The 13,153-nt window shown below is 61.2% G+C and carries 8 protein-coding genes; 3 read left to right on the top strand and 5 right to left on the bottom strand.

Going from position 1 to position 13,153, the window contains the following annotated elements; genetic code table 11:
- The first annotated feature begins 89 nt into the window (after positions 1-89).
- Positions 90-3,410 carry a tetratricopeptide repeat protein gene (locus tag BW14_RS05085; RefSeq protein WP_140489438.1) on the top strand — a complete coding sequence of 1,107 codons (3,321 nt, stop codon included), beginning with the start codon at positions 90-92 and terminating at the stop codon, positions 3,408-3,410.
- A 216-nt stretch (positions 3,411-3,626) separates the two neighbouring features.
- The gene (ligA, locus tag BW14_RS05080; protein WP_140489417.1) at positions 3,627-6,347 is read left to right on the top strand and encodes an NAD-dependent DNA ligase LigA; all 2,721 of its coding nucleotides are present in this window, start codon (positions 3,627-3,629) and stop codon (positions 6,345-6,347) included.
- On the opposite strand, the gene BW14_RS05075 is transcribed toward ligA, so the two are convergent.
- The gene (locus BW14_RS05075; RefSeq protein WP_044088617.1) at positions 6,325-6,549 is read right to left on the bottom strand and encodes a DUF6199 family natural product biosynthesis protein; all 225 of its coding nucleotides are present in this window, start codon (positions 6,547-6,549) and stop codon (positions 6,325-6,327) included. The genes ligA and BW14_RS05075 overlap by 23 nt on opposite strands.
- An 89-nt stretch (positions 6,550-6,638) precedes the next feature.
- Here BW14_RS05075 and BW14_RS05070 point away from each other — a divergent pair, with 89 nt between their 5' ends.
- The gene (locus BW14_RS05070; protein ID WP_140489414.1) at positions 6,639-7,757 is read left to right on the top strand and encodes an Mrp/NBP35 family ATP-binding protein; all 1,119 of its coding nucleotides are present in this window, start codon (positions 6,639-6,641) and stop codon (positions 7,755-7,757) included.
- Positions 7,758-7,916: 159 nt separating this feature from the next.
- On the opposite strand, the gene BW14_RS05065 is transcribed toward BW14_RS05070, so the two are convergent.
- The 4 genes from BW14_RS05065 to BW14_RS05050 form a co-directional block, all read right to left on the bottom strand.
- A complete protein-coding gene (locus BW14_RS05065; RefSeq protein ID WP_140489411.1) occupies positions 7,917-8,906 on the bottom strand; it encodes a cation diffusion facilitator family transporter in 990 nt (329 codons plus the stop codon).
- Between the two features lie 123 nt (positions 8,907-9,029).
- Positions 9,030-10,466 carry a type I glutamate--ammonia ligase gene (glnA, locus tag BW14_RS05060; protein WP_094667715.1) on the bottom strand — a complete coding sequence of 479 codons (1,437 nt, stop codon included), beginning with the start codon at positions 10,464-10,466 and terminating at the stop codon, positions 9,030-9,032.
- A 301-nt stretch (positions 10,467-10,767) separates the two neighbouring features.
- A complete protein-coding gene (locus tag BW14_RS05055; protein WP_140489409.1) occupies positions 10,768-11,550 on the bottom strand; it encodes a DUF4191 domain-containing protein in 783 nt (260 codons plus the stop codon).
- Positions 11,551-11,625: 75 nt separating this feature from the next.
- Entirely contained in the window at positions 11,626-13,113 is a 1,488-nt protein-coding gene (locus BW14_RS05050; RefSeq protein WP_044088610.1) for an NAD(P)/FAD-dependent oxidoreductase, read from the bottom strand.
- Positions 13,114-13,153: the final 40 nt, after the last annotated feature.

Below are 13,153 nucleotides of genomic sequence, written 5' to 3'. Positions count from 1 at the left end.
AACAGGAGAGAATGAGAATCATGCCAAATCGTATGTCGAATCACAGGAACCAGTCGCGCAAGTCCCTGCTGGGGGAAATCATGGATTCGATGAATGCGTTCGCCGCCGATTTGGGCTTGGCAAAGCCGAAGAAGGCCGGAACGAATCCATTCGGTGACGCACTGCGGGAAAACAGCGAGCGTGAAGGCAGCGTCATCGATGAGCTGATTCGCCATGCGGTCACGATTTCCCCGGTGGTCAAGCGCCACACGTTCCCTGCCTTGGAGAATGTGCCGGAACATCTGGTGCTGGGATGGGCGCAGCTGCCTTCCACGCGAGGACGGGGCTTCTCACTGGGTATTTTCCCCGACCGTGATCATTTCGCCCAGGTGGCGTTCGCCGATACGCACGGCCGTGTATTCGTGGGTTCCGACCCCGACATGGATGTGCAGGATATGCAACCGCGGTTCATGTTCGGCAAGGAGAAGAACGTCACGCTGCCGGACGGGGAACGTCTGGGCTTGGATGAGAACGTGCAACGCGGAGCGATGGACGGTATGCGCGCGCTCGAGCGGGCGCTGCGCCGCAGGAACGGGAAACCGGTGAAGGCCGTGGCGGGCGGCGTCATAGGCAGGGACGATACCGGACGCATGACCTGGCTGGCATCCTGGCTGAAAACCGATAATCGGTACACGCTGGAACAGATGCGAGCCAATCTGCCGTCTGAGATGCGTCATAATCTCGAATACCGCGATGCGGTGGCCATCGCGTTCTTCGCCGCATATATGCTGCCGCAGATCAACGGACTGCTGATTGGCTTCGGATCCGGCAACATCTTCCGCCGTCTGAACCGTGAGGCGCCGATTGGCGCCATCCGGCGCTCCGTGCGTGATACGCTGGCTGCGCGCGCCCACGGCATGAGAGCCTCCGGATTGGAGGACCACTTCGCCGATCTGATGCGCGAGGCCGGAGCATTGGACAAGCTTGAGGGGCTTGAAGCCGTGCATGGCGCCGAAGCCTTGCACCTGTATACGTCCAGCTATTCGAACAGTTACTTCTTCACCTGGGACAAGTCTCTCGCATTCGCACAGGCATTGAAGGCGTTGAAGATCGAAGGCAATCTGAATCGTTTCGCCGCCGTCAGTGCATGGTTGGAGCGCAATTCCTCGCTAGGGCGCACGCTTACCGAGGATACGGTGACTCGCGCGGAGGCGGCGCAGATCGATATGAAGCTCATCGAGAATCCTGCGATCATGGCTCTCGATCCGTTCGAAGGCGCCGACGAGCGTCAAGCCGTGCTCAAGCTGGTGGATATCGCCGGCCACACCGCCCGGAGGATCCGCGAGCAATTCCCCGATCCCAGAATCGCCTCGGATGGTCGACAGGACGCACATGGGTCTGCCAGCAAGCCCAGCGAATGGGTGTATCGCCAGGCAATGGCCACGCTGTTGCGTCGGCTTCGCCTGCCCTACCGCTTTGATGTGGAATTCCGCTCATGTCTGGAATCAGGCGAGGTGGCCATCGGCTTTACCACGGCCGGCACGTCGATGATGCCCAACAGCCGTTATGACGAGATCAGCCATGCCTGGCGCACCTTGTCCAGTACCGAGCGTGCCGCGATGAGCGTGGCCTACAATCTGCGCGTCGGCCTGATGATGGCGGCACTGAGCTTTGGAGCCAGCCCGGCGGTCAAACAGGTGTCGTTGCACATCGACTCCATCGGATTGGAAGAGGCCATCACCGAGCAGGACAGCGCCATCGAACAGATGATGAGCGAGGCGTTGCGCGCATTCGAGCATCTGCGCAGCGGCGACTTGGGTCGTTCCGGTTCCAAGGCGGACCCCAAAGACGGTGATTTCCACGGTGACCCGACGCGACCCATCGCCCATGAGGAGTCTTTCGGACATGATGCGCATGAGGGCGATGCCGCTGATGGTCAGGACGAGGGGCAGCACCAGTCCGATGGACAATCCATCGACTCCCAGTTCGAGGACCTGATGCGAGGCGTCGAGATTGACGATATGTCCTTCGGTCTGGGAGCTGACGATGATGGGAACGCCGGTGACGACGCCGATATGGACGATGACCCGATGAACGCCCTGCGCAGGAATCCCACCGTGCGCAACATGGTCACCGTCACATTGAGCCGCGACGCGTTCCTGCGGCGTCTCCACACGGATGGTCTCGACCATCCGCAGGACACCTATCGCATGTTCGGCGCTGTGATGGACGTGGACGGTGAAGGCGGCCTGAAGCCCATCAATGCGGATTTCGACCTTGCCGACAGACGTTTTTCGCCGCGCGGCTCCCAAGAGGAGCCCGAACTCACCGAACGGGTTTTCGACCCCGCTGTGGCCCAGGTGCTTGGCGCGGCCAGCAGCGATGGTCTGGCGATCCAACGTGTGGACATGCTGCAGCGCGCGGTGAACGAATTCCATGCGTTGGCTCAGAACCGGGAACTGGATTCCGTCAGCAAGGCGCAGCGTGCCGTGGGTCTCATCGAGAGCATATGCGATCCGGAACTGACCGGACGGTCCTCCGAGGTGACCAGCGCGCTGATTGACGGACGAGACACCCCGGATCTGACGTTCACACTCGCCGATGAACTCGACAAGGCGCGTCTTCACGCCCGGGATCTGCTGTTCTCCGGTCAGGCTGATCAGGCCATTGAGACTTCGGAGGCGGCCGTGGCCCGTATGGATCAGCTCTTCACCTCCGGTGCAGGTGTGCCGCGGTATTTCAACTCCTATGCCGAGCGCGTGGTATACAACCGGCTGTTCGCCACACGGGATGAGCGAACCATGCTGATTCCGGACAACCTGTTCTATGCGCATATGGAATTGGCCGACGTGCTCAGTCAGATCAAGGGCGCCAAAGCCGCCATACCGCATCTCAACCGCATGGTCGCCTACGCTCCCGCATATCCGCTTTCCCATCTCAAGCTCGCCATCCAACTGGCGCGCAGCGAGGATTGGGATTCCGCCCGCGCCGCCTGCCTCAATGCGCTTCGCGTGGCCTTGGACCGCGATGATGCCGCGTTCGCCTACTACCGTTTCGCCTATTGCGAGTGGATGCTGGACCACTTCGAAACGGCGGCTGCGGCCTATATCCTCAGCGATCACATCGCTCCGGGTGCCATCAGCAGTCTGGAAGGCGAATTGCAGGAGCTTGTGGCACGTGCCGATTCGCAATGCATCAACGTGCCCGAATCGGTGGATGAGGCCTCCTATGTGCTTGCATCGCATGATCTGCCGGTCTGGCCGCATGTGGAAGTAGGGGATATCGTGCGTGATGCCGCCCGTGTCTGCGTGGATGAAGGCATGTTCGTGCCGGCGCGGACACTGTCTGTGGCGGTGGCTCGCATGAATGCCGGAGGCGACGGCGACATCGACGTCATCCAGGCGCAATACCTGCGTTCCCTGACCACCTGACGGATCCCCCGTATCTGGATTGCGGCCCATGTCCTGCATGTTGGCCGCTGACGGGTACGGAATACGCTTCCCGACACGCTCAAGGCCGTTCGGCCAAGCCTACGGTCGGGAGGTGCCTCCCACCACCCACAAGCTCCGTATCAATTCGGATTGCTTCGTCGGGCTTGCTTTGCGGACAATGCTGTGGTTCCTCATGCTCGGCTAGGATAGGCGGTTATGAGCACTGAACAGTTGGCATGGGATTTCGATGATGGCGGGACCGCCGAGGTGAAGCCCGACGAGGGCGCAGCGCGTTTCGCGCCTGGCTCGGAGCAATGGATTACGGCTTTGCAGCCCACCGATGACGATGCGATGCGGCTCGACCGGCTCGATGTGAACACGTTGAGCTCCGAAGCCGCGGCGCGCCTGTGGGCGCGTGTGGCTGCATGGGTGGAAGCCGACCAGATCGCCTATTACATCGATGATGCGCCGGTCAGCTCCGATGCCGCCTACGATGCTCGCATGCGTACGCTCGAACGGCTCGAGGCGGGCTTCCCCGCGTTGGACAATCCTCAGTCGCCCACCCATCGCGTCGGCGGTACGTTCTCCAATGACTTTGCCTCCGTGCGTCATCCCAGCCGCATGATGAGCCTCGATGACGTATTCTCCATCGAAGAGCTCAGGGACTGGTACGATTCGGTGATCCGCGACCTCGACTGGCCTGAAGGCAAGCCGTTGCCGATGAGCTGCGAGGTCAAGATCGACGGTCTTGCCCTGAATCTCATCTACCGCAACGGCGTATTGGAACAGGGGCTGACACGCGGCGACGGCGTGACCGGCGAGGACATCACCCTGAACGTACGCACCATCGGCTCCATCCCCGCCAATCTGGGAGGGCCCAAGGAGGACATCCCGGACTTCGTGGAAATCCGTGGCGAGGTGTTCATGCGTTGGGATGACTTCCACACGCTCAACAGCGAGCAGGAGGATGCCGGACGCGCCCCGTTCGCCAACCCCCGCAACGCCGCTGCCGGTTCCCTGCGCCAGAAGGATCCACGTATCACGGCCACACGGCGTCTCAGCTTCTATGCACATGGTTTGGGACAACTCACTTGGGGACCCGACCATCCGCGAGGCACGCATGACGTGGTGGCCGACCAGTCGCAGGCCTATGAACTGTACCAACAGTGGGGCGTACCGGTCTCGCCGCACAATCGTTCGGTGACCTCATTTACGCAGGTCCTCGACATGATCGACTACTACGGCGAGCATCGCGGCGATATCGAGCATGCGCTCGATGGCATCGTCGTCAAAGTCGATGATCTGGCCTTGCAGCATACTTTGGGTGCCACATCACGTGCGCCGCGTTGGGCCATCGCCTACAAATATCCGCCTGAAGAGGTGAACACCGAGCTGAAGGACATCGTCGTGCAGGTCGGGCGTACAGGCCGTGTTACGCCGGTCGCCGTCCTGAAGCCTGTATACGTGGCGGGCTCCACCGTGGCCCGCACCACGTTGCACAATGCGTATGAAGTCAAGCGCAAAGGCATTCTCATCGGCGACACCGTCGTGGTGCGCAAGGCCGGCGATGTGATCCCCGAGCTGGTCGGTCCGGTGCTGGAGCGGCGCAAGGGCCGCGAAGGGGAGCTGCGTGAATTCGTGATGCCGGAATACTGCCCGTCCTGCGGGGCCAGACTGGCTCCGGCCAAGGAAGGCGACAAGGACATCCGGTGCCCGAATGTGGAAAGCTGCCCTGCACAGCTGACCGAACGCGTAATCTCCCTGGCGTCACGCAAAGCCTTCGACATCGAGCATCTGGGAGAGCAGTCGGCCTTGGCGTTGACGAACCCGGAGGAGAACCGCCCCGGTTCCGTGGACACGTATGCGCCGAACATCACCGAAATCGTCGTGAAGCCCGGGGAGGAACCCGAACCGTACGAGCCGGTGGAAGGATTGGAACTGCCGACCGAACAGACGCCGGTGTTGTCCAACGAGGCGGGACTGTTCGCGCTTGCTGCCGACGATCTCAAGGACATACGCGTCTGGCGCGAGGCGGCGATTGTCGAAGTCCGGGAAACCGTTGACGGCGACGGCAAGAAGAAGCGAACCCGCAAACGCGTGGGCGGCTCGGGACTGTGGCATCAGGTGCCGGCGTTCTGGACAGCGCCGACTCCCGCGAAAAAGCTCACCGCCAAGCAGCTGGCCGCGCGCGGGGAATCGGATGCTGCTGATATCACGGTGACCGCCTACCCGGATTACGACGTACCCGCCGACGCCGTGATCGTACGCGTGGACCATAAGCGGACCCGCGCCGGCGAAACCGACGTGCCGGTGTACATTCGACCGGGCGAGAACACCCGCAAGATGCTCGATGAGATGGACAAGGCCCGTCATGCCGATTTGTGGCGTGTGCTGGTCGCGCTGTCCATTCGCCGACTCGGCCCGCCCACCGCACGTCTGATCGCCTCGGCTTTGGGGTCGCTGGATGCCATAGCCGCCGCGAGCGTGGACGATCTGACGCAAATCGACGGCGTGGGACCGGAAATCGCCGAATCCGTGGTGAACTGGTTCGCCGCCGCCCGCGAGCCCGGTGACTGGCGTGGGGAGACCTTGCGCGCGTGGACCGCGGCAGGTGTCGGTGTGGCTGCCGCAGAACAAAGCACGTTGCCGCAGACGCTGGCCGGCAAGACCGTGGTGGTCACCGGCTCCTTGGAGGGCTACTCGCGCGATTCCGCCAAAGAGGCGATTCTTGAGCGTGGCGGCAAGGCCGCAGGTTCGGTGAGCAAGAAGACGGATTACGTGGTGGTCGGCGCGAACGCCGGCTCCAAGGCAGCCAAGGCGGAGGAGCTCGGCATTCCGATGCTGAATGAAGCCCAATTCGCCCAGCTTCTGGAAACCGGCGAGGTCAGTGCTGAACGAGGTGAGGCATCGCCTGTCAGTCGCGCAATGCGAGCATGATCACCGGGAACACGATCGCGGCTGCCAGCGTAATCGTGCCGAGCAGCCGCACGTTGCCCGTGTAGAAGTCGGTCGGCTCCCCGCCTTTGACATCGAGATAATGCTTAAGCTTGAAGACAAGTTCGGGCTTCCATAACAGAAAGCCGCCGATGCCGATGAGAATCACCTCACTGAGCACTATCTGCAGGATAAGAGGCATCATTGCTCCTTTCCACGTGAAAGTATCACATCAAGACCCTAGCATGCCGGCCGATTGCACGGTACTCTGGTGGACGGCGATAAGGAGGATTGATGAGCGAAACCCGTGCAATCGAAGCAGCGATATACGAACGTCTTAGCCGTGTGATCGACCCGGAATTAGGACGATCGGTCACCGATTTGGGCATGATTGCGGCCATCGACGCAACCCCGTCTGCGAACGATGCGGAAGGCGACTACGACGTCACCGTGCATGTGGAGCTCACCGTGGAGGGCTGTCCGCTCTCAGAGACCATCACCAATCAGATCAACGGTGCGGTGGCCTCCTATCCGGATGCCAAACTCACACCTCATATCGAGGTCTCTTCGATGAGCCGGGACAAGCTCGACGATCTGGTGGCCGACCTGAAAGCCGAACGCAAGCAGAACCCGTTCAGCAAGCCCGGGGTCAAGACTCGCATCTTCGCCATCGCATCGGGCAAGGGAGGCGTCGGCAAATCGTCGGTGACGGCGAACCTTGCCGCCACATTCGCGGCATTGGGCTATGACACCGCCGCCATTGATGCCGATATCTACGGTTTCTCGCTGCCAAAGCTGTTCGGCGCGCACACCCAGCCGACGAACCTGAACGGCATGCTGATGCCGGTCACCGCGTGGGGCGTCAAACTCATTTCCATCGGCATGTTCGCGGGCGCGGATCGCGCCATCCTCTGGCGAGGCCCGCGTCTGCAGCGCTCGCTGGAACAGTTCCTGTCTGATGTGTGGTGGGGTCAGCCGGACGTGCTGTTGCTCGATCTGGCACCCGGCACCGGTGACATGGCGATATCCGTGGCTCAGGCGCTGCCGAACGCGGAGCTGGTCGTGGTCACCACACCGCAGCCGTCCGCATCCGATATCGCCGTGCGTTCCGGCTTGGTGGCGTTGCAGGTACCGATGAAGGTACGCGGCGTGGTGGAGAACATGAGCTACTACGAGCACAACGGCGAGAAGCTGCGCATTTTCGGCGAAGGTGGAGGTCAACGGGTCAGCGAACAGCTCACCGAAGCGTTGGGATACGATGTGCCGTTGATGGCACAACTGCCGCTGGAACCCGAGGTGCGTGAAATCGGCGAATCCGGCCGACCCGCGGTGTTGGATGCCGATGGCGCACTGCGCGCTGACGGCATTGGTGCCACCTTCCGTTCGCTGGCCAATCAGCTGATGCGTAGCTGAGGGGGGGTCGTCAGACTCATCACCAAAGCCCTCATGAGGAACGCTTGTGTTCTGCGTCAGAAACTCATTACTGTATTTCTGGCTCCCCTTGTCAGGGGAGCTGTCGACGAAGTCGACTGAGGGGTAGTCATTTTGTCAACGAACTTCTGACGCAAGACGCTAGTGCTGCGCCCGCCAGATGTCCGGCTCCACGTAGATTTCCCAGATATACCAAGGCATCGCCGTGCGGATGTTGGTCTCGATCTTGTCGACGGTCTGCACGTCGAAATCACGGTCGAGCTTCGACGTCTCCACTTTGAGGCATAGCAGCACGGAATCCTCATCCATGTGGATGGCCTGCATGTTGATGAGCCGGTCGACGCCGGCGGTATCCTCCACGGCCTTGACCACCATTGCTCGCGTGCTGGGGTCAAGGCTTTCGCCCACCAGCAGCGAGCCGGATTTGAACGCCAGCGCAGCCGAACCGCAGACCAGCACCAGACCGACGAGCATGCCGCCAATCGCATCATAGAGTTCGTCGCCGGTCACTATCGACAGTCCGATGCCAAGTCCTGCGAATGCCAGACCAATCAGGGCCAGCGTATCCTCCATCATGACCGAAGCCAATTCGGCGGACTTGGTGCGACGCCAGAAACCAATCAGCGAATCATCTTCCACCTTGACGCGTTTCATACGCCCGCGAGCCTCATGGACGGAGGTGTGCAGACCATACCCTTCAAGACATGCGGAGACGCCGACCACCACCAGCGCGGCGATGAGTTCAACCGAGTTCGCATCACGGGACGCTGTGCCTTCGATGAGCGCGCCTAGTTTGCCCGCCGCCTGAGAGACCGCGAACACGCCGCCGACGAAGAACAGCAGCGTAGCCACAATGAAACTGGCGAGATACTTCACGCGGTGAAGCCCGAACGGGTGATCGCCACGGGATTTATGGTCGGATGCCTTATCGCCCACCATCAGCACCAGTTCATTCGCGCAATCTGCCACCGAGTGCACGGATTCCGAGAACATGGATGACGATCCGGTGAACGCCGCCGCCGCGAACTTGGCACAGGCGACACCGACATTGGCAAGTAGTGCGGCCTTGACCGCCGCTCCACTGTTCTTCTGATCAGACATGAGATATACGCCCCTCTTCCACCGCGGCATTATAGCGTTCCCCTGTACCGAATGCCTTCATCGGGCAGCAATACGGAAAAGCCCAGCCGCATGATGCAGCTGGGCTTTTCCGTATTGCGCTACTAGCTCATTGTCAGGCTATGCAGCCAACAATCAGATGTGGTAGTAGAGCTCGTACTCGAGCGGGGTCGGGGTCAGGCGGGCCTGATCGATCTCGTCGCGCTTGAGGCCAATCCAGGTCTCGATGAGGTCATCGGTGAACACGTCGCCGGCGGTGAGGAAGTCGTGGTCCTCTTCCAGGGCGTCCATGGCCTCGGCCAAGGAGCTCGGCACCTGCTTGATGCCGGCGTGCTCTTCCGGAGGCAGCTCGTAGAGGTCCTTGTCGACCGGCTCCGGAGGCTCGATGTGGTTCAGGATGCCGTCCAGACCAGCCATCAGCTGGGCGGAGAAGGCCAGGAACGGGTTGCAGGACGGATCCGGGGCGCGGAACTCGATACGCTTGGCAGCCGGGGAGGTGCCGGCCAGCGGAATACGGATGGCGGCGGAACGGTTGCGGGCGGAGTACACCAGGTTGACCGGAGCCTCGAAGCCCGGAACCAGACGGTGGTAGGAGTTCAGGGACGGGTTGGTGAAGGCCAGCACGGAGGAGGAGTGCTTGATGAGGCCGCCGATGTACCAGCGGGCCAGATCGGACAGGCCGGCGTAACCCTTCTCATCGTAGAACAGTGGCTTGCCGTCCTTCCACAGGGACTGGTGGCAGTGCATGCCGGTGCCGTTGTCGCCTGCGATCGGCTTCGGCATGAAGGTCACGGACTTGCCGGCCAGGGCTGCGGTCTCGTGGACCACGTACTTGTACTTCATCAGGTCGTCACCTGCGTGCTGTAGGGTGTTGAAGCGGTAGTTGATCTCCTGCTGGCCCGCGCCGGCCACCTCGTGGTGGGAGCGCTCGAGGATCAGGCCGACCTTCTGCAGGTTGGCGACCATGTCGTCGCGCAGGTCCTGGCTGTGGTCGATCGGGGGAACCGGGAAGTAGCCGCGCTTGACGCGGTTCTTGAAGCCGATGTTCGGGGTGCCGTCCTCTTCGGTGTCCACGCCGGAGTTCCACGGGGCCTCAATGGAGTCGACCTCGTAGAAGGAACGCTGCATGGAGTTCTCGAAGCGCACCTTGTCGAAGATGAAGAACTCGGCCTCAGGGGCGAAGGACGCGGTGTCGGCGATGCCGGTGGACTTGAGGTAGGCCTCGGCCTTGCCGGCGACCTGACGGGGGTCGCGGGAGTAAGGCTCGTCGGTCAGCGGGTCGACGATGGAGAAGGCCACGTCGAGGGTCTTGTGCTTGCGGAACGGGTCGACGAAGGCGGTCGTGATATCCGGAACCAGCTTCATATCGGACTCGTTGATGGCCTGGAAGCCCTGGACGGACGAACCATCGAACGGCATGCCTTCGGTGAAGGCGTCCTTCAGGAACTCGCTTGCCGGTACGGTGAAGTGCTGCTGAACGCCGATCAGATCGGTGAAACGAACGGAGACATACTCGATGCCTTCCTTATTGATAAGGGCCTCGGCGTCTTCCTTGGACTTGAGTTCGGTCACGGGACCGCTCCTTTCGTGTGAAACGTAACGATATACATCGTAAAATCGTGCGTTTCGCGAGCTCGAAACTTGGGTTACGAGAATGTTTCGTGACTATGGCCTATTGACGTTCAAGCGCGGTATTCCAACGAAACATCATTACGAATCGGAAACGAAGGACCTTGTGCAATGGCCGAGACAGTCCGCAACGTGGACAGTTCCGAATTCGTATGACGATAAGAAGAATAACGAGGAAGCCTCCTTGAATCCGGCATGGGATCCAAGGAGGCTTCCTCGTTATCGTCTGGTGGTCGAACCGTGATCAGCGTCCGCGCATCGCGCGACGGGACACCTTCTGCGGGTGGTAAGGGTCGATGCCCTTCGGCACGCCGTATCCGGCCTTCAGCTGCAGAGTGCGCAGACGATCGTTCAGCGTGGCGATCTCGGATTTGGTCAGCAGGAAACGACGGCGGGGATGGATCTTCGCGATCAGCGGGTTCTTGTGGTCAGTGGGCTCATACGTCTTGGCCTTGGTCACGGCGTTGCGCAGCTTGTCCAGCGGCACCTGCTTGGGGCCGTGGCCCACGGCGATACGATACACCGGGATGGAGGAGCCGGCGGTGACGCCCTTGATCTCACGCTCCTGACGGTTCATGGCGCGCATGACCCGGCCATAATCGCCCTCGCCGATCAGATAGATGCCATTCATCGACGTGCCGCGCCAGATGGCGTCCTTGGTCTTCGGATCGATCCACACCGGTTCCTGCGGGAAGTCGAAGCCTGCCTTGCTCATGTTGCTCAGCACGCTGATGGCGGCACCTGGCTTGCCGTCGATCTGCTTGTATCCCACGGCGTCGGCACGACGGGTCAGCATCATCGTGGCGAGCAGCAGACCCAGCATCACTGCGGTGATCATCAGGAAGATCCAGGTGAGCCATGTCCACTTGAAGATCAATCCGATGATGACCATCACGATCACCGGCAGCAGGAAAGAACCGGCCTCAAGCCAGGGCAGTGCCTTGTCTTCCTTCGCCGTGTACTTGTAGATCTGGATGATCTGCTTGATTGTGCTTTGCTTTTTGGGCTTTGCTTCCTTGTCCGCCATCACTTTTTCCTTTACTGCATGCTTTTGCAAACGAACACACTGGCAAATAACTGTATCAGGTGCGCTGGTCCGGTTTCAGCGCGTGTGCAGAGGGCGGCCGTCCGCTTTGAGAAGCGCCTCGCCGAGCGTCTCGCTGAACGTGGGGTGGGGGTGGATCAGCCGGGCGGCTTCGCTCAACGGAATATGGTTGCCGACAAGCTGTTCTGCCTCCGCGATGAGGTCCGAGGCCAGTGGAGACACAATATGCACGCCCAGGATGCGGGGCACATCCGGCACCGACTGGTCGCATCCTGAGACGATGGTCATCGATCCCGCCGTGCCCCGCATCAGCATGCGGGCGTTCGAGAGCATGGGATAGGCGGTTTCCTTGACCTCCACAAGATCCTCCCGGGCCTGCGCCTCGTCCAGGGTCAGTCCCACACAGGCGGCTTCCGGTGAGGAGAACACCACCTGGGGTATGGTGTCCTCCTCCACCGGCTTGACATGTCGTCCCGCGATCGTCTCAGCGATGACCAGTCCCTGTTCGAATGCGCGATGCGCCAGGGCATGGCCTTCGGTGACATCTCCCACCGCCCAGATGCCGGGTTTATCGGTATGGCCGAATGCGTCGGTGGAGACAAGTCCGGCATCGGTGAGGGCGACGCCCCACGAGGCATCGGTGATGGGGTCGCGTCCGATGGCCGCCAGCGCGACTTCGCCCCAAACGCTGTGCTCGCCGTCTTCTCCTTGGATGGTGTAATGCACTGTGGCGCCGAGGTTCACGCCGACGTCCACATGGGTCACGGCGGAATGGGTGATGACCTTGATGCCATGACGCTTGAGTTCGCGGGTGAGCGTCACTCCGGCGCGACGGTCCCATGCTGACAGCACGCGATCCTTGCGGATGAGCAAAGTGATGTCTGATCCGGCGGCATTCCACATGGAGGCGAACTCCAAAGCCACCGCGCCGGCGCCGATGATGACCGCAGACGAGGGGAACTCGTTGGCTTCCAATGCCTGCGTGGAATCGATCAGCGCCCCGCCAAACGGGTTGCCGGGCAGGGGGCGCGGGCGTGCGCCGGTGGCGATCACGATGTCGGTCACGCTCAGGTCCAGTGCCGTACCGGCAGGCTTCGGGACATTGGCTTTATGGTAGACGATGACCTCGTTCTGTTGCGGGGCCGGAGCGATATGCACGATATGCCGCCCGCCGGCGTCGGTCTCGTCCGCAGAGAACGTAGCGAATCCACGGTATACGGTGATGCCTCTATGCGCCAGCAATCCCGACAGCCCCTGCACCATCGTGTCGACGATATGCCGCCTGTAATCGTGCAGTTTGCCGAAGTCGATGCCGTCGACCGTGGCTTGAACGCCGAGCTCGGCTGCGCGATGCACGGTATCGATGGTATGTGTGGCCGTGATCAGCGCTTTGGATGGTATGCATCCCCGGTTGAGGCAGGTGCCGCCGACGGTGGCGTCCCGTTCGATCAGAGCCACCTTCTTGCCAAGTTCAGCGGCTCGCAATGCTGTGGAATAGCCTCCCGGTCCCGCGCCGATGATAGCGATATCGTACTGTTCGCTCATAGTGTCCTCCGTTGCAAACACAGGTAATCACATAATAAAA

This window comes from Bifidobacterium sp. UTBIF-68 (assembly GCF_006408855.1).
Lineage (GTDB): Bacteria > Actinomycetota > Actinomycetes > Actinomycetales > Bifidobacteriaceae > Bifidobacterium > Bifidobacterium reuteri.
The sequence above is the reverse complement of the archived record's forward strand: the minus strand, read 5'-3'. Positions and strand labels throughout refer to the sequence as shown.